19 protein-coding genes and 1 pseudogene are annotated in these 17478 nt (G+C 66.8%); 16 read left to right on the top strand and 4 right to left on the bottom strand.

The features are described 5' to 3' along the window. Positions 1–142 precede the first annotated feature (142 nt). The 6 genes and pseudogenes from JJL56_RS01055 to JJL56_RS01035 all read left to right on the top strand — a co-directional run bounded on the left by JJL56_RS01055 (position 143) and on the right by JJL56_RS01035 (position 5557). On the top strand, positions 143–1819 hold the full coding sequence (locus JJL56_RS01055; RefSeq protein WP_200483849.1) for a methyl-accepting chemotaxis protein: 1677 nt from the start codon (positions 143–145) through the stop codon (positions 1817–1819). Positions 1820–1882: 63 nt separating this feature from the next. Beyond that, positions 1883–2464, top strand: a complete 582-nt coding sequence (gene ruvX / locus JJL56_RS01050) for a Holliday junction resolvase RuvX (protein WP_200483848.1) — start codon at positions 1883–1885, stop codon at positions 2462–2464. A gap of 7 nt (positions 2465–2471) precedes the next feature. Continuing rightward, complete coding sequence (locus JJL56_RS01045) at positions 2472–3401, top strand: AEC family transporter (protein ID WP_200483847.1); 930 nt, start codon at positions 2472–2474, stop codon at positions 3399–3401. 334 nt (positions 3402–3735) lie between these two features. Continuing rightward, positions 3736–4626 (top strand): hypothetical protein, encoded by an 891-nt coding sequence (locus JJL56_RS01040; RefSeq protein WP_200483846.1) that lies wholly within the window; start codon positions 3736–3738, stop codon positions 4624–4626. A gap of 337 nt (positions 4627–4963) precedes the next feature. Continuing rightward, positions 4964–5062: pseudogene (locus JJL56_RS34035) on the top strand (calcium-binding protein); the annotation flags it as partial. A 9-nt stretch (positions 5063–5071) separates the two neighbouring features. Then, the gene (locus tag JJL56_RS01035; protein WP_200483845.1) at positions 5072–5557 is read left to right on the top strand and encodes a calcium-binding protein; all 486 of its coding nucleotides are present in this window, start codon (positions 5072–5074) and stop codon (positions 5555–5557) included. Between the two features lie 80 nt (positions 5558–5637). Here the strand turns inward: JJL56_RS01035 and JJL56_RS01030 are convergent, their stop codons facing one another. Beyond that, on the bottom strand, positions 5638–6051 hold the full coding sequence (locus JJL56_RS01030; protein WP_145623919.1) for a GFA family protein: 414 nt from the start codon (positions 6049–6051) through the stop codon (positions 5638–5640). Between the two features lie 36 nt (positions 6052–6087). Then, a complete protein-coding gene (locus JJL56_RS01025) occupies positions 6088–6330 on the bottom strand; it encodes a DUF1127 domain-containing protein (RefSeq protein WP_145623921.1) in 243 nt (80 codons plus the stop codon). Between the two features lie 167 nt (positions 6331–6497). Between JJL56_RS01025 and JJL56_RS01020 the strand changes: the two genes are divergently transcribed. From JJL56_RS01020 to plsY, 6 genes are read left to right on the top strand one after another with little or no spacing between them, the layout of a single operon-like run. Further along, the gene (locus tag JJL56_RS01020) at positions 6498–7475 is read left to right on the top strand and encodes a transcriptional regulator GcvA (RefSeq protein WP_200483844.1); all 978 of its coding nucleotides are present in this window, start codon (positions 6498–6500) and stop codon (positions 7473–7475) included. Between the two features lie 18 nt (positions 7476–7493). Next, positions 7494–7850: a DUF6152 family protein gene (locus JJL56_RS01015; RefSeq protein WP_200483843.1), complete on the top strand. Its 357-nt coding sequence runs from the start codon at positions 7494–7496 to the stop codon at positions 7848–7850. A 26-nt stretch (positions 7851–7876) separates the two neighbouring features. Further along, positions 7877–8383, top strand: coding sequence for a hypothetical protein (locus tag JJL56_RS01010; RefSeq protein ID WP_145623926.1), 507 nt, complete (start codon positions 7877–7879; stop codon positions 8381–8383). 56 nt (positions 8384–8439) lie between these two features. Then, positions 8440–9417, top strand: coding sequence for an aspartate carbamoyltransferase catalytic subunit (locus tag JJL56_RS01005; protein WP_145623928.1), 978 nt, complete (start codon positions 8440–8442; stop codon positions 9415–9417). After that, positions 9410–10714, top strand: coding sequence for a dihydroorotase (locus tag JJL56_RS01000; RefSeq protein WP_145623931.1), 1305 nt, complete (start codon positions 9410–9412; stop codon positions 10712–10714). The genes JJL56_RS01005 and JJL56_RS01000 overlap by 8 nt, the downstream gene beginning before the upstream one ends. A gap of 4 nt (positions 10715–10718) precedes the next feature. After that, on the top strand, positions 10719–11312 hold the full coding sequence (plsY, locus tag JJL56_RS00995) for a glycerol-3-phosphate 1-O-acyltransferase PlsY (protein WP_145623934.1): 594 nt from the start codon (positions 10719–10721) through the stop codon (positions 11310–11312). An 11-nt stretch (positions 11313–11323) separates the two neighbouring features. Here the strand turns inward: plsY and JJL56_RS00990 are convergent, their stop codons facing one another. Continuing rightward, positions 11324–11707: a response regulator gene (locus tag JJL56_RS00990; protein WP_200483842.1), complete on the bottom strand. Its 384-nt coding sequence runs from the start codon at positions 11705–11707 to the stop codon at positions 11324–11326. A 90-nt stretch (positions 11708–11797) separates the two neighbouring features. Continuing rightward, positions 11798–13669, bottom strand: coding sequence for a DEAD/DEAH box helicase (locus tag JJL56_RS00985; protein WP_247890893.1), 1872 nt, complete (start codon positions 13667–13669; stop codon positions 11798–11800). 271 nt (positions 13670–13940) lie between these two features. On the opposite strand from JJL56_RS00985, the gene JJL56_RS00980 reads away from it, so the two are divergent. The 4 genes from JJL56_RS00980 to JJL56_RS00965 all read left to right on the top strand — a co-directional run bounded on the left by JJL56_RS00980 (position 13941) and on the right by JJL56_RS00965 (position 17384). Beyond that, positions 13941–14240 (top strand): cupin domain-containing protein, encoded by a 300-nt coding sequence (locus tag JJL56_RS00980; RefSeq protein WP_200483840.1) that lies wholly within the window; start codon positions 13941–13943, stop codon positions 14238–14240. Positions 14241–14266: 26 nt separating this feature from the next. Next, complete coding sequence (locus tag JJL56_RS00975) at positions 14267–14686, top strand: hypothetical protein (protein WP_145623940.1); 420 nt, start codon at positions 14267–14269, stop codon at positions 14684–14686. A 215-nt stretch (positions 14687–14901) separates the two neighbouring features. After that, positions 14902–15555, top strand: coding sequence for a metal-dependent hydrolase (locus JJL56_RS00970; protein ID WP_145623942.1), 654 nt, complete (start codon positions 14902–14904; stop codon positions 15553–15555). A 215-nt stretch (positions 15556–15770) separates the two neighbouring features. After that, the gene (locus JJL56_RS00965; RefSeq protein WP_145623943.1) at positions 15771–17384 is read left to right on the top strand and encodes a hypothetical protein; all 1614 of its coding nucleotides are present in this window, start codon (positions 15771–15773) and stop codon (positions 17382–17384) included. Positions 17385–17478: the final 94 nt, after the last annotated feature.

The following is a 17478-nucleotide window of genomic DNA, read 5'->3' as shown; positions in this document are numbered from 1 at the left end:
GCGCCGCGAGGAGGAAGCGCGGCAAAAGGTTTCCGGAACCGACGCCGCATGGCGCGGGGGCGGGTTCCCTGTTAGATTGTCCAACATACGAATCGAATTCGCGCCGAAGCCATCTCATCGCACCCAACCCGACAGGCTCCCAATGATGGCATCACTGACGCTGGCGAAACGCCTTTTCCTTGGCTTCGGCATCGGCGTGGCGGGTTTCGCCGCCGTCGCCCTGTTCAACAACATCGCCATGACGCAGCTGAGCGACCTTCAGCAGGAGGGGATGCGGCGGGTCGCCGACGCCACGACGCTGACCGAACTCGCCGGCTACGACGGGCGCCTCTACAAGATCGTGGCCGACGCGCAAATCAACGGCTATGGCCCACGACACGGCGAGCAGTGGAAGACCGTCCGCCAGAACGCCGAACTCTACATCCGCAAGACCGCCGCGGTGATGGACACGCCGGACGAGCGCGCTTGGGCGGAGAAGGCGGAACGACATTTCACGGCCGCCGTGGACATCTTCGAGAAGGAGATGCTGCCCATCCTGCGCAGCGGCCCCGCCGACGCGCGGACCCGCGCCATGGACGACCGGATCGACGGCGAGTTGGCCGCCATGTCCGACCTGTACGAGAAGATCAAGGCTTCCACCGCCCGCGAGGCCAGGGAGGCCGATGAGGAGTATGACGACACCGCCCGGCGTTACGGCGTGATCGGGGTGTCGATCTCGCTGGCGATGACGGCGATCCTGCTGCTGACCGCGCTGCTGACCACCCGCGCGGTGGCCGGGCCGGTGCGCGCCATGACGGAGGCCATGCGCCGGCTGGCCGATGGCGATCTCACCATCGCCATTCCCGCACAGAACCGGCGCGACGAGATCGGCGCGATGGCCGGCGCCATGCTGGTCTTCAAGGACAGCCTCCAGCGCAACCGCGCCATGGAGGAGGAAGCCCGGCAGGCCGACCAACGCGCCGCGGCGGAAAAGCGGCGGCTGATGAACGAATTGGCGGACTCCTTCCGGACCGGCGTCCAGGACTTGGTCAGCGCGGTCGCGGCGGCGGCGGGACAGCTTCAGGGCAGCGCGCGCAGCATGACGGCCAGCGCCGAACGGACGACGCGTCAGGCATCCTCCGTCGCCACGGTGACGGAGGATGCGTCGGGCAACGTCCAGACCGTCGCCTCCGCCACCGAGGAGTTGAGCGGCTCCATCGCCGAGATCGCCCAACAGGTCGACAGCGCCGCGCGCACCAGCCGGGCCGCGCTTGAGGAGACGCAACGCACCAACGCCACAGTGGAAAGCCTGTCCGGCACGGCGGAGCGCATCGGCAGCGTGGTTCAGCTCATCCAGCAGATCGCCTCGCAGACCAACCTGCTGGCGTTGAACGCCACCATCGAGGCCGCCCGCGCCGGCGAGGCGGGCAAGGGCTTTGCCGTCGTCGCCAACGAGGTGAAGGGCCTCGCCAACCAGACCGCGCGCGCCACCGAGGAGATCGCCGCCCAGATCCAGGCGATCCAGAAGGAGACCCACGACGCCGTGGCGGCGATCCGCGACATTGCCGACACGGTGCGGCAGGTGAACGACATCGCCGGGGCCATCGCCCTGGCCGTGGAGCGCCAGTCCACGGCGACCGGGGCGATTTCGCGCAACGTTCAGCAGGCCGCCCAGGGCACCGCCGACGCTTCGCGCAGCATTCTGGAGGTGAACGACGCTTCCCGCGCGGCCGGGCAGGCTGCGGCGGATGTGCTGGAGGCGGCCAACAGCCTGGGCGACCACGCCCAGGCCATGCGCCGGTCGGTGGACGAGTTCGTTCAGCGCATCCGCAGCGCCTGAGGCGCCCTGCTCCCTGCGCCGCCGGGCTTGCCGTTCAGGCTTGCGGCTTCTATGGTTCGCGGCATGATCCACACGCTTCCCGAACTGGCCGCCCGTTTGGGCCGGGGCCAGCGCCTGCTTGGCCTCGACGTCGGCACCAAGACCGTCGGCATGGCCGTGTCCGACCCGAACTTCGTCGTCGCCTCGCCGATCGGCACGCTGAAGCGCACGAAATTCACGCAGGACGCCCGCGAGCTGTCGCGGACGCTGCGCGACTACGGGATCGGCGGGCTGGTGATCGGGTTGCCGCTGAACATGGACGGGTCGGAGGGGCCGCGCGCCGAATCCACCCGCGCCTTCGCCAAAAATCTGATGGAACGGTCCGACCTGCTGGGCTGGGACGCCGAGATCGCCTTCTGGGACGAGCGGCTGTCGACCTCCGCCGTCGAGCGTTTCATGATCGGCGAGGCCGACATGACCCGCAAGCGCCGGGACGAGGTGGTGGACAAGATGGCCGCCGCCTACATCCTGCAAGGCGCGCTGGACGCGCTGGCCCACATCCGGCGGATGGAGCGGGAACAGCGGGAACGCGACGAGTACGACAACGACATTGGCGGCGACAGCGGCGGCGGCCACAGCGGCGGCGGCGACAACGGGGACGCCTGACGGCGCCATGCTGCCCATCGCCGGAGCGCTGGCCCCGATCTTCCTGCTGATCCTGTTCGGACAGGGATTGCGCCGCCGCGCCGTGATCCCCGAGACTGCCTGGCCGTCGCTCGACCGTCTGACCTATTTGCTGTTCTTTCCCTGCCTGATCGTGGACGAGCTGACGCGAACCGACTTGCGCGCTCTGTCCATGGGTCCCATGGGCGGAACGATGGCGGCGGGCATTTTCGCCGGGGCCGCCCTGGCGATCGCCATCCGACGCCCGATCGGGCTGGACGGTCCGGCCTTCACCTCGGTCTTCCAGGGGGCCATCCGGCCCAACACCTATGTGGGGCTGGCGGGGGCCGCCGCGCTCTACGGGTCCGCCGGGCTGACGCTGACGGCGGTGGGCATCGCCGTGGTGGTGCCGCTGGTCAACCTCCTCTGCGTCACGGCGATGGTGCGCTATGGGCGCGTGGCGGACGGAGCAGCGCAGCGCAGCGGCGTCGGCGCGGTCGTCTCCGGCATCCTGCGCAACCCGATCATCATCGCCGTCGCCGTCGGCGCCGCCCTGAACCTCAGCGGGGTCGGCCGCATTCCAGTGGTCGGGGACGTGGTGGGCATCCTGGCGCGGGCCGCCCTGCCCATGGGGCTGCTCTCGGTCGGCGCTGGGCTGGACCTCGCCGCCGCGCGCGGCGCCGGACTCGGCGTGGCGCTGTCCAGCGTCCTGAAGCTGCTGCTGGTCCCCGCCGCGACGGCGCTCGCCGGGCTGTGGCTGGGGGTGGACGGCCTGCCGCTGACCGTCGCGGTGCTGTTCAACGCCCTGCCCTGCTCGGCCAGCTCCTATGTCCTGGCCCGGCAGATGGGCGGCGACCATGTCCTGATCGCCGGCATCATCACCATTCAGACGCTCGCCTCCGCCGCCACGCTGCCGCTGGTCGTCGCCCTGGCGGGCTGACGGTTGATTTCCAGACATCCAATCCTTTGCAGCGCCATCATTACAGATGAGGCGCACTGATCACTTCAAGAAATCACGCAGAACAGAACACCATCAGTGCGTTCTGTCTATATTTTGTATGTCTAAATTATACAATAATATGCATAGAAAAAGATAGTTATATTTAGATATTACTTGATTTCATAAAAGAAATTTGAAAAATGTTGTTGGGAATTACAATAATATGCATTCTAACGATTAGATATCTAATCAAATAATTTTCCGCCGTTAACGATTCGTTGGGAATTTCGCACAATTCTACTTTTGGTAGATATTGTTAGCGATCGGGGTAACCATGAGCATCAACGCCACATCGGGATACACCCAGCCCACTCCACAGATGAACACGGGGAAAAGCTCAGGAACCGCCCCGGTTGCAAGCCCTTCGCCCTCGGCCACGCCGCCACTGACGGGAGCGCCAGCCTCCGGGCCTCTTGACACGGTCAGCCTCTCTGTCGAAGCGCAGTTCAAGATGAACGGCGCGACCAAGTTTTCCGTGACCGCCGACTCGCTGGCTCAAGCCGCGACGGCAGCAAAGAATGTACCGGGACTGAACGCGGATGCGGAACTCTTCACACCCGAAGCGTTGGCGGCCCATGCCGAGTGGCGGGAAAAGCACACCGAGTACCGGGGGAAGGTGCGCAGCCTCGTCGACCAGACCTTCGGTTTGAGCGCAGACGGGAACAGTTGGGCGGCGGGCGGAGCCGCGCTGACCGCCATAAAGAATCTGGCGGAAAAGAACGGACTGATCGAACCGGAAATGCCGCCGGCCGTAGCCAAAATGCTGCATACGACGGGTGAAAGCATGTGGACTGATAAAAGCGGCGGGTCCACCGGCATGTTCGATATCGTTTTCACGAAGAAGGGCGCGGAAAGTGGCGGAAATCTTCGCATCCTGTTTGATGGCAGCATGAAGCCCAGCGTAAACAGCTCTCCGGTCGATTTGAAAGATGGAAGCACGAATGCTCAAAGTGCTCTGTCCAAAATCAGGAACTCGGCGCTTGGCAAGCAGTTGGACACGGTGGGCGGCTGGAATCCGGGCAGTGCGGCCAATGCCTACGCCCTCACAAGTGGCAAGAACGGCGGCGACGCTGGGGTCTTTGGCATGGTCTTAACCAACAACACGGATGCTTATGCCAAAGCCAACGCCTCAAAAATACTCGAAACCATATACAAGTATCTATAGCACACGCCAGGTCATTACCGCATTCACTCACCACTGCATGAATTAACAAAACCAGAATCATGAACAGCGTCGCCAGGGCACATCCTCTGGCGACGTCACCGCTTTTAACTTTCCAAGAATAATGCAATTTTATTAGATAGCTAATAAACTAAAATATCTATTTTTATTTTAGTTTACGAGGCCAAGTTTTTTGGTAAAACATAATCTCCACCTAAAGGTGGAAAATAACAGACCGCCAGTACACAAAGGAATGAAAATGATTCACGTCCCCTTATCGAATGGAAACGATCTTTACCCTGGCTATTGATGGCCCTCGCCGCCCAACGAGGCGTGCTATATTGACGGTTTTGATGGAGACGATACAATCGCTGGCACGCCATACAGCGATGTAATCGATGGTGGAAACGGTCACGATAACCTGTTCGGGGGAAGTGGCAATGATACCATGTACGGTGCCAACGGCAACGATCGCCTTGATGGCGATTATGGCAACGATGAATTGTGGGGTGAGGCCGGATCGGATACTATCTACGGCAGCTTTGGAAACGACACCCTGATCGGAGGCGGCGCCCCGGCGGGTACAGCGGATTACCTGTACGGCGGGGAAGGGAATGACGTCTATCTTCACAACGCCAACCTGGGGGGCGTCTCTTATATTTATGACACCGACAATTATAGCCCAGGAACACAGGATCTCCTAATATTTTCAGGAGACTCGTCAATCTACGATCTTCAGTTTTTCCAAGTTAGCAACGTCGATCTGTACATTATGACAGCCACTGACGCCGCCGATTCTGTGAATGATAACGGGGTTATCATTCACAGATATTTTAACAACTCTGGAACGCCCTCGGGTATTTCCGAAGTCGAATACCTCAGGGTTGGCAGCTCAACGTATGATCTGTCCGCGCTTCTCGGCTTCGGAGCCTGATTGCCGAACCTGCGGGCGCCCTGCGGTGGAAGAGCGTTCCACCGCAGGGCGCCTTGCGTGCCGACGATCTGCCGAACGCTTCACGGCGGTTCCGGCGCACCCTGGGGGAACCGCTCCAACCCATCGTCGAGGGTGTAATAGTCCCCCTTGTCCGCCGCATAGATATGCCGCAGCGTCGTCAGGCTGGTCGGCTGGTCCAGCGTGCCGGCGGCGATGTCGAGCAACGCGCCCTCGTCGCCACTCCAGAACAGCGACGAACCGCAGCGCGAGCAGAAACCCCGCTGCGCCTTCGCCGAGGAACGGTACCAGGACAGGGTGTCCTGCGCCTCGATGACGACCGTCTCGCGCGGAATGGTGATGTAGGCTCCGAAATGGCCGTGGAAGCGCCGGCATTGGCCGCAGTGGCAGTTCACCACCCCCATGGGCCGCTCGGTCGCCCTGTACCGCACGCCACCACACAGACAACCGCCCGTCAGATCTCCGCCGTCGCTCATCGGCCCGCTCCCGTCCGTTTCCTCGATAAGATTCCGTCAGCCCTGCCAGAAGGGCTTGTCGGCCTCGGTCACCGCGTCGGCGCGGGACAGGCCGATGTCCTGCAACAGATGGTCGGGCAAAGCCTCCAGCGCACGCCGCTGGCGCCGCCGCTCGTTCCAGGTCGCCACCGTGTCGAACAGGGCGACCACCGCACCACCAATGCCCTGCCCGGGCCGGTCCTGCGCGTCGGTGCGGGTGTTCATGCTGCCGTTCATGCCGTCATTCATGCTCTGGGCCATGACCGCGTCTCCTCTTGTGTCCGGTCGTTGTCGGTGCGTGTCGCCCGACGTTCCGGACTGTGTTCCGTGACTGGAGGATGGGCCACCCGGTCCTTGCGCACAAACGACGCTTTCTCATAGTTTGGATTAGGAAAACTAATCCGAAGTTCGCTTCCCGGAGTCGCTCCATGGCCCGCCGCCTGCCGCCGCTGAACGCCCTGCGCGCCTTCGAATCCGCCGCCCGGCACCTGTCCTTCACCAAGGCGGCCGAGGAGCTTCACGTCACCCAGGCCGCCGTCAGCCACCAGATCAAGGGGCTGGAGGAATGGCTGGGCATGCCGCTGTTCCGCCGGATGAACCGCGCGCTGATCCTGACCGAGACCGGGCAATCCTATCTGCCGCCGGTGCGCGATGCGCTCGACACGCTGTCGCACGCCACGGAGCGGCTGTTCCGCATGGACGGGTCCGGCGCGCTGACCATCTCCACCATGCCCAGCTTCGCCGCGAAGTGGCTGGTCATGCGGCTCGGCCGCTTCCAGGCCCGCCATCCCGAGCTGGAGGTGCGGCTGCACACCACCCCGCAGCTCGTGGATTTCACCCAGCAGGACGTGGACATCGGCATCCGCTTCGGCGCCGGCAACTGGCCCGGCCTGCGGTGCGAGCGGCTGATGACCGAGGACATCTACCCGGTGTGCAGCCCGTCGCTTCTCAACGGCCCCCGCCCGCTGTGCTGTCCGGAGGATCTGCGCCACCACACGCTGCTCCACGATGACTATTTCATCACCTGGGGCACCTGGGGAGAGGCCGCGGGAATCGAAGGGCTGGACCACGCCCGCGGCCCGCGCTTCGACGATTCGGCGCTGCTGCTCCAGGTCGCAGCCGAGGGCGGCGGCGTCGCGCTGGCCCGCGGCGTCCTGGTGGCGGACGACGTGGCCGCCGGGCGGCTGGTCCGGCTGTTCGACGTCCATCTGCCGGGCAACTACGCCTATTACGTGGCCGCCCCGCCCCATTACTTCTCGCGCCCGAAGGTGAAGGCGTTCCGCGACTGGCTGTTCGAGGAAGCCGCCGCCGATCCCGCCTCCAAAGCCGCCCCCAAACCTGACGCCGGCCACAGCCGGGCCTTGTCCGCGGCCGAGTCCGCCACAACCTTTTCCCCAGACGCCTGAACGGGGAAAGGTTGCGCCATGACGCCCGCACGTCCACTCGCTCTCGCCGCCCTCCTGATTGCCGCCACCGTGCTGCCCGCCGCAGCCCACCATGGCTGGGGCGGCTACGAGTCGGGCAAGGAGATGACGCTGACCGGCACCGTGCAGCAAATCGCCTTCAGCAACCCGCACGCCATGCTGAACCTCCAGGCCGACGGCAAGCTCTGGCACATCGTGCTCGCCCCGCCCAGCCGCATGAGCACGCGCGGCCTGCCCGCCGATTCGATCAAGCCCGGCCAGACCGTGACGGTGGTCGGCTATCCCGCCAAGTCCGACCCGGCGGAGCTGCGGGCGGAGCGCATCACCGCCGCCGACAAGACCATCGAGCTGCGCTGACGGCGGCCCCCGCGCCCGGTCGCAGCATGGACCACGATCTCGCCCCCACCGGCCCCGGCTGGCTCGTCGCGCTGGAGACGTCCGGACTCGGCGAGTCGCTGCGTCAGTCGATCTGGCTCTACCCGATGGTCGAGATCGCGCACATCCTCGGATTTGCGCTTCTGGTCGGGGCGATCCTGGCCTTCGACCTGCGACTGATGGGGGTTCGGGCGCCGCTGCTGCCGGCGGACGCGCTGGCGCGGCTTCTGCTGCCGGTGGCGGTGGCGGGATTCGCCCTGGCGGTGCCGACCGGCCTCCTCCTCTTCACGACGGAGGCGACGGCGCTGGCCGGCAACCCGGCCTTCCTGGCGAAGCTGGCGCTGATCGGGCTGGCCTTGCTGAACATCCTGGCGTTCCACGGCCTCGCCGGGCGTCGCATGGCGGCGTGGAGTCTGTCGGACCGGCCTCCGCCGGGCGCCCGTTTCGCCGGGGCGGCCTCGCTCGCGCTGTGGGTCGGCGTCCTGGCCTGCGGGCGGCTCATCGCTTACCTGTAGAAAAGGTCATAGGGCGCGCTTGCGGGCGTCCGGGACCGCTCCTATAGTCGCGGCCCATGACCGGATCGCCCCATTCCACGACGGTTTTCCCGCACCGCCACCTCCTTGGCATCGAGGGGCTGACGGCAGGCGAGATCACCACCATCCTCGACCTCGCCGACGGCTACGTCGAGCAGAACCGCCAGCCTTCGAAGAAATCGTCGCTCCTCGACGGGCGGACGATCGTCAACCTGTTCTTCGAGAACTCGACCCGCACCCGCACCAGCTTCGAGCTGGCCGGCAAGCGGCTCGGCGCCGACGTCATCAACATGTCGTCGGACGGCAGCTCGGTGAAGAAGGGCGAGACGCTGATCGACACGGCGATGACGCTGAACGCCATGCACCTCGACGCGCTGGTCGTTCGCCACGCCGATTCGGGGGCGGTGAAGCTGCTGGCCGACAAGGTCAACTGCTCGGTCATCAACGCCGGCGACGGCCATCACGAGCACCCGACGCAAGGGTTGCTGGACGCGCTGGCGATCCGTCGCCGGCTGGGTAGCCTCGACGGGCTGATCGTGGCGATCTGCGGCGACATCCTGCACAGCCGCGTCGCGCGCTCCAACATCCACCTGCTGAACGCCATGGGCGCCCGCGTCCGCGTCGTGGCGCCGCCGACGCTGATCCCCTCGCAGATCGACCGGCTGGGCGTCGAGGTCCACCACTCCATGGCGACCGGCCTGAAGGACGCCGACGTGGTGATGATGCTGCGCCTCCAGACCGAGCGGATGAGCGGCCAATACGTCCCCTCGACCCGCGAATACTTCTACTTCTACGGCCTGGACTACGAGAAGCTGGCGGTGGCGAAGCCGCACGCCGTGGTGATGCATCCCGGCCCGATGAACCGCGGCGTCGAGATCGATTCGGAGGTCGCAGACGACCTCAAGCGCTCCATGATCCTTGATCAGGTGGAGCTGGGCGTGGCCGTCCGCATGGCCGTGCTCGACCTTCTCACCCGAGACCCTAACAGTAACGAAGGCCGGGGCACCGATGTCTAACGCCAACGCCCGCGTCGCCTACCGCAACGCCCGCCTGCTCGACCCCGCCAGCGGCCTGGACCAGCGCGGCGACCTGCTGACCGAAGGCGCGAAGATCGCCGACTTCGGCCCGTCCCTGTTCGCCGACGGCGTGCCGGAGGGGGTCGAGGTGGTGGACCTCCAGGGCCAATGCCTCGCCCCCGGCCTCGTCGACATGCGCGTCCTGATCGGCGAGCCCGGCGAGGAGGAAAAGGACACCATCAAGAGCGCGTCCCGCGCCGCGGTGGCCGGCGGCATCACCGCCGTGGTCCTGCTGCCCAACACCGACCCGGTGACCGACGAGGTGGCGAGCCTGGAGTTCATCGCCCGGCGCGCCCGCGAGGTGCGTCTGGTCAAGGTCTTCGCCTATGCCGCCGCCACCCGCGGGACCGAGGGCAACGAGATCACCGAGATGGGCCTCCTGTCCCGCGCCGGGGCCGTGGCCTTCACCGACGGCACCAAGGCGATCGCCAGCGCCAAGGCGATGCGCCGCGCGCTGAGCTACGCCCGCACCTTCGACAAGCTGATCGTCCAGCATCCGGAGGAGCCGAGCCTGGCCAGCGGCGGCATGATGAACTCGGGCGAGCGCGCCACCCGCCTCGGCCTCGTCGGCATCCCGCGGGAGGCCGAGATCATCATGATCGAGCGCGATCTGCGCCTTCTCGAACTCTCCGGCGGACGCCTGCACTTCGCCCACGTCTCGACGGGCGAGTCGGTCGACCTGATCCGCCGCGCCAAGGCGCGCGGTCTGAAGGTCACCTGCGACACCGCCCCGCATTACTTCGCGCTGACCGAGACGGACGTCGGCGACTACCGCACCTTCGCCAAGGTCTCCCCGCCGCTGCGCGGCGAGATGGACCGGCGGGCCATCGTGGAAGGTCTGGCCGACGGCACCATCGACGCCATCGCGTCCGACCACACGCCGCAGGACCAGGACCAGAAGCGCCTGCCCTTCGCCCAGGCCGCCTGCGGCGTGATCGGGCTGGAGACGCTGTTCCCGCTGACGCTGGAGTTGGTGCACAAGGGCGCGATGCCGCTGCTGAAGGCGCTGGCCTGCGTGACCGTGAAGCCGGCCGAACTCCTCGGCCTGCCACTCGGCCGCATCGCCAAGGGGGCGCCCGCCGACCTGATCGCCTTCGACCTGGACGTGCCGTGGAAGGTGGATGTGACGGCCTTCAAGTCGAAGTCGAAGAACAGCCCCTTCGAGGACCGCCCCGTCCAGGGCCGTCCGCTGCGCACCGTGGTGGACGGGCGCACCGTCTGGCAGTTCGAGGGCTGATCGGGTGACTCTCCTCATCTCGGCCCTTCTGGGCTATCTTCTGGGCTCGATCCCCTTCGGGCTGGTGCTGACGCGGCTGGCCGGTCTGGGCGACATCCGCAAGATCGGCTCCGGCAACATCGGCGCCACCAACGTGCTGCGCACCGGCAACAAGCCGCTGGCCGCCGCCACCCTGATCCTGGACAGCGGCAAGGGCGCCATCGCCGCCCTGCTCGCCCTCGCCTGGGCGGGGCCGGAAGCGGCGGTCTTCGCGGCGGGCGGCGCCATGCTGGGCCACAGCTTCCCGGTCTGGCTCGGCTTCAAGGGCGGCAAGGGCGTGGCGACCGCGCTCGGCGTGCTGCTGGCCGTGTCCTGGCCGGTCGGCGTGATCGCCTGCGCGACGTGGCTGGCGATGGCCTTCCTGTTCAAGATCTCGTCGCTGTCGGCCCTGACCGCGCTGGGCCTCAGCCCGATCTTCGGCTGGATCTTCGGCGGGCCGCTGGTGGCGGGCTTGTGCCTGTTCATCGCCGTGCTGGTCGCCATCCGCCATTCCGCGAACATCAAGCGCCTGCTGAAGGGCGAGGAGCCGAAGATCAGCTTCGGCAAGAAGAAGGCCTGATCGCCCCCCATTCAGGTCTTCAGGAACACCTGCTCCATCGCCGTCAGCAATTCCCCCGCCAGGACGGGCTTCCTCAGGATCACCAGCGGTCCGCCCTCCCCGTCCTGCAAGCCGGGGATTCCATCCTCGGGCGGCGAAGCCGACAGGACGACAATGGGCAGGTCGGGCCAGTCGAAGCGCAATTGACGGATCATCGCTTCGCCGCCCAGCCTGGGCATCACCAAGTCGGTGATCAGCGCATCGAAAGAGCCCTCGGCCAGGGCGCTCAGCCCCGCCTCCCCATCCGTCACGGTGGTGACCGTGCAATGGGCCATTTCCAGCATGCGGGCCATCGCCATGGCGGTGAGCGAGTCATCCTCCACGAGAAGAATATTGAGTGACCTCGCGAAACGCACCGGTAACCTCCACGGGTGGCGAACGGGCCGACACTCTCCACGAAGGCCGGTTGCTTCGCTCCTGCAAAAAAGTGTGGCGGCGTGCGTTATTTAGGACGCCGGCTTCACGGTACCATGGGGCGGCGTCCGGCGGGATGGTTTTGAAAAGGCCGTGACCGAACCCGCCCCACGGGCCTTGCGGCGGCTCGACCAGCGGTACTGCGGGTCGTCGGCGATCAGATGCAGATGGTCGGAAATGCGGTTGCGCTCCAGCCAGCCGAGGGCGGCCTCCAGTTCCGACAGGGTCATCTCCGACCGCGCCTTGTTCATGCAGCGCTTCAGCACGGCGTTGTAGGTGTGGTAGCTGACCGGCCCGTCGGCGACGAGGTTGTTGTCCTGGTCCTCGATCACCTGGGCCGCCACGATCTGGCCGATGCGTTGGCGCAGATGATGCTCCACGGCGCTGGGCACCTGCACCCCATCCTTCGACGGATGGTCGGCAGGATGGCCGTTGGCGGGGGGGCGGTCGGCGGAATCGCGCCCCGGCGACGGGTTGCCGAAATCGGGACCGGGTGCGACCACGGCGAAGCGCAGGGCCGTCGCGTTGGATTCCAGCGGGATGATCTCCGGCTCCGCCTCCACCGTGCGCTCGAAGGGCAGTTCATGCTGGCGCCGCGTCTTCACCATGGCCCGTGTGCCCTGCTGGGTTTCCACCATCTGGCGGAACCGCTCGAACATCATGTCGGAGGGGTGGTAGATCACCGCCCGCTGCTGCTCGTAGGCGCCGGCGTGGGGATCGACGCGGGTGGCCCGCGCGATGGCCTGTTCCAGCCAGGGGCGGGAGCGGATGTGGGTCAGGCAGGCGACGTGCGAGATGGCCGGCGCGTCCAGCCCCTCGTAGGCCATGGCGACGGACACCAGCACGGCGGGTTCGGGGCGCAGGCGGAAGGCGGCCACCACCTCCTGGGCGTCGCGCCGCTCGGAAATGGCGATCTGCGCCATCCGCGCCGCCTGAGCGCCGGGCATCCAGCCGCGCAGCGTGTCGAGGTAGTTGCGGGCGGTTTCCTGGTCCGGCGCGATCACCAGCAGCTTGCCCAGCCCTGCGCCCTCCGACCCCGGACCGTTCCCCGCCGCACGCCGCTTCGCCCGGTGCTCACGGCAGGAGCGGTAGGCCTCGCGCAGCATGGCCTGGGCGAAACCGGTGCGCAGCGCGGTGAACAGGGCGTCGCGGGTGTTCTCCCCGGCGCGGGACAGCGCGTCGACGCTGCGCGTCGTCCGCTCGGCGTCCAGCCATGTCGCGGTGCCGTCCATCGCGCCGAAGGTCACCGGCAGGATCGCCTTCTCGGCCAGCGCCTGCCGCCGCGAATAGCCGACGATGGCCCAGCCCGGCGCCTTGAAGTCGATCTCACGCACTCGCCGCACCCCCTTCGGGGTGCGGTAGGGCAGCCAGAGGATCGGGCGCCCGTCCGCCCGCTCCAGCGTGCCGCTCATCAGCAACCGGGCGGCGGCGCTTTCCATAAGCGGCAGGATGGAGCGGCTCCAGGCGGTCTCATCCTCCGCCGCGGTCGCCGTTCCGGTGTCGGCGACAGCGGGGAGGTGGTGCAACTCGTCCACGGCCAGCAGATAGCGGTGGCGGCGGAACTCCTGAAGGTGCAGGTCCGGGGCCGCGGCGACCGCCTGATAGGTGGTGACGTAGCCCTGGAGGCCGCGGCAGAGGTCGCGCCCGTTCTCCGCCGCACGCAACGCGATCCCGTGGCCCAGCGCCTCGCGCCAGCGCGGGTCCGCGAAGGCTTCCTCCGCCTGCCGGCGCAGGCTGTCGCGCGGCACGATCCAGCAGATGCGGTCGATCAGCCCGGCGCGCATCAGCGCCGCCCCCATGATCACCGGCAGCAGCGACTTGCCCCCACCCGGCGTCACCGCGGCCAGAACGTCCCGCACGTCCGTCTGCCGCTGCGCGATGGCCGCGGCGATACCGGCGACCATGGTCTGGTGGCTCCTCAACGCTGGCATGCCGGCCTGTCGCCCCTCCCTGACGGTTTTGCGCGGTACGGACCGGCAAGGCTAAGCTGCGGGGAGTCACCGGGTCACGGATTCAATCGTAGGTAGACATCCCCCAAAGGAGGGGGGCGCTCGCCAAAGGAGTCCGAAGGAAAGACGCCGGGTGCGCTTCGGTCTGGGCGCGGATCGGGCTTCGTGGTACACGAATTGTTCTTTTGAAAAGACCCAACGGGAAGAGCAAGGAGGGCACCGAGAAATGAGCACCCGTCCGCAGGCGGTTTCCACCCAGCATGTCGAGAACGAGCGCACCCGCGTCACCGAATGGCGCCTTGTGCCGGGGGCCGAGACCGGCGCCCATGTGCACGGCTACGACTATGTGATCGTTCCGGTGACGGCCGGCGCCTTCACCATCGTCGATCCGGACGGCAACGCCCGCCAATTCCCGCTGGAGCCGGGCCGCTCCTATTTCCGTAAGGCCGGTGTCAGCCACAACGTCATCAACGACGGCGACGGCGACATCGTCTTCGTCGAGGTCGAATTCCTCCAGCCCGGCTGACCCCGCAAGCCCGATCCGACTGACCAATGCACCGCGGCTCCACCATGTTCGACTATGGCCAGGACGGCGACGAGCCGCTTCCCGATGCCGTCATCCGCACCGGCGGGCCGCGGTCCGTCCAGCATTTGCTGCTCTCCCTGTCGCCGGAAAACCCGCTCTACCTCTACGCCGACGCGGCGGACGCCGGGGGCGGGGCCTATTTCCGGGACTCCCGCGAAGTCTGGCAATCGCTGGCCGACGGGGAGGGCCAGCGCTGGCGCTGGTTCGTCGGCAGCCAGGGCCGCGTCGTCGAGGCCGCCCCCGGCGACGTGCACGGCCTGCGCCGCGCCGCGCCGGTCGCACTGACCATCACCTGGTACAGCCTGCCGGACCGCGAGAGCGTCGGGCGGGTGCGCAACGCCCTGCGCGCCATCGGGGCCACCTGCAGCCGAGGCCCGGCGGGCTGACGGCGCGGGCATTTCGCAAGCACCGGCGCGAACGCATGGGCGCCATGTTATTTCGGAATCCCTCTTGATCAGGCCGTTATTGTGTGGGCGCGACTTCTGTCCTAATGTTAGGAACCAGGAATCCGGGAGCATCCGACAGAGTGGCCGTCACCCAGGCACAGCCTTTGCGCGTTCTGACGCCCTGTGCCTCATCGCTCGTTCTGCGGTGACCGGCCATGATGGCCTCTTCCCACATGATCGTCGGCGGGGCGGCGTGGTTCTACGCGTCGGCGCGCTTCGGCCTGCCTTTCGACGTGGTGGCGTTCGGGGCGGCGGTGATCGGGTCGCTGGCGCCGGACATCGACCACCCCAAATCGACGCTCGGGCAATTGATGCGGCCCCTGTCGAACGTGATTTCCGCCGTCTTCGGGCATCGCGGCGTCACCCATTCCACGCTGGCCATCGTGGGCTGCCTGTGGGTCCTGCACGAATACGCGGACTACTCGCATCTGATCCTGCCCTTCCTGATCGGCTATCTGACCCATCTGGCGGGTGACCTGCTGACCCCGGCGGGGCTGCCTCTGCTCTGGCCGATCAAGCGGCGGCGCAACTTCGCGCTCCCCATCCTGAAGACCGGCGGATTCTCGGAGCAGCTGGCGGTCACTCTGCTGGCCGGCTGGATGATCTCCGGCCTGTTTTCCGCATCCTGGCCGGGCCTGCCCCTCGACCGCCTGCCCTTCGAGAACTGGATGGCGATGGACCGCCCGTGGCGTTCCGCCGTCGTCGCGGCGCAGGGCTTCCTCGGGGAGGAAGGGCGGGAGCGTAGCGCGCCACCCATCCCCGCCCGCAAGCCCGTGGAGCCGGCAAGAAGCCGCCCGCTGAAAGGATGAGGCATGAGCGCTTGGGTTGTGTTTTTAATGTAACGGTCAATGACTCATCTTTGCTTTCGTTTCGTCAACCTTGTCACATTTCGTCATAGAGACCGCGGAAATCTGTCTTTGTCACCGCTTAGCGATTCGTTAGGCTTTTTAGGCATATTCTAACGACCATATCCAATCGATCTTAGATTGAATTTCCACACGCTTCGATGCGGATGGGTCCGACCATGGCAAAGCTCCGGATGTCGAAAGAGACGCAGGCGGCCGACGGCATGCCGCCCGATACGGCGACGGCGATGCCGCTCCACCTCGCGCTGCCCGATTTGCCCGGCGGACAGGACAACAGCCTGAAGCGTGTCTCCGACGTGCTGGCCCCGCTGGACCATGGGCAGAAGCTCCAGCTCTACAAGATGATCCGGGACGGGTATCTGGACGACATGGCCGAGCCGGTCGCCCAGATGCTGGTCACCATGCTGAACGGACGGCGATCCGAACACGCGCGCCGCGTCTGGACCGGCCTGTTCGACGCGCTGATCCTGCGCGACGATTCCCTGCTGACCAGCGGTGTCCGGCTGGCCGGCGCCCTGCATCTGGCGGATGTCAGCGCCTGGTGGTTCGCCCTGGCCCCGCGCATGGAGCCGCTGGTCGGCCGCGTCCAGGAGACGGTGGCCCGGCTCGCCAAGGACCAGCCGCTGAACGAGATCTTCGCTTCCGCCGAGGCGCAGGGCTGGGCGGATGAGTTGCGGCAGCGCAGCCTCGCCGTGCTGGCCCGCCTGCGCGCCACGCCGGCGGAAGCGACCGCCTTCCTGGCCGAGGTGTCGGGCTTCCGTGCGCAGATGTTGAAACGTCACGGCGTGCGCCAGCGCGAAGGCGTCTCCCGCGCGGAGCTGGAGCGGATGGAAACCATCCTTCAGGCCGCCCCCGCCTGGGCCGGCCAGCCCTTGCCCTCGCTGCTGCACGGCGATCCGGTGCGCCTGGCGCGGGAGATGGCGCGGCGCGGCGACTGCACGCGCGACGGGGCGGCCATGTTCGCGGTGGCCGGCCTGCACCGGCGCGACGACGCCGCCCTGGCGATCCGCCTGTTCGAAGCCTTTCCCGTCGCCGTGGCGAAGGACGCGATCATCGGCCGGCTTCTGGTCGCCGCCGAGGCGCTGAAGGCCACGCTGACCGGCAGCTTCCTCAGCAAGCCGGGCCTGCTGGTGGCGGACGCGGTGGACGACCGCGACCATCCCTCGTCCCAGCTGCAGCATTTCCTGGCCTGGTACGACGCCGTCCACGCGCTGGAGTTGGACACCACCGACCGCGAACGCAACATGGTCCATCAGGCGTTCCGCGAGCTGAGCAACGCGGTGCATGAGGATCTCGCCCCCGTCCTCGCCCGGCGGATCGAGGCGCTGACCATGCACAGCGTGCTGGACCCGCTGATGGAGCGCGTGCGCTTCGTGAACGAGTTCCAGGCGCAGCTGGCGCGGCGCGGCATCGTTTCGTCCGGCAAGCCGTGGCGGGCCGAGGACGGCAACCACGTCGCCACGGTCTTCCGCCGCCTGTCATCCACCGGCGCCGCGGAAGGGCTCAGGATGCTGGGGCAGCTCGCCGATCTGGCGGACATGCTGAGCTACCCCATCGAAATCACCGCGCTCGACATAACGCTCGCCGGGGTGATCGAGGCGGCCTTGCGGCAGCAGAAGACGTTCGGCGCCTCCGAAACCCGCCTGATCGACCGCGTGATCGCCGTGTCGAGCGACGAGCGCAAGCGCTGCCGCTGGTGGGTCGCCCCGGAGGTCGTCACCCTGCTGGACGCCGCGGAAAAGTCCGGCATATCCGGCACCGCGAAGAAGTAACGGCGACCGCCGCAACCCCGTCTTTCCCCCAGTGCGCAGGATGCGGCCTCACCCGTTCCCGGCTCGTTCATGCCGGTTGCGGAACGGCGGTGCA

It is taken from the genome of Azospirillum aestuarii, from assembly GCF_016632405.1.
Lineage (GTDB): Bacteria > Pseudomonadota > Alphaproteobacteria > Azospirillales > Azospirillaceae > Azospirillum > Azospirillum aestuarii.
The sequence above is the reverse complement of the archived record's forward strand: the minus strand, read 5'-3'. Positions and strand labels throughout refer to the sequence as shown.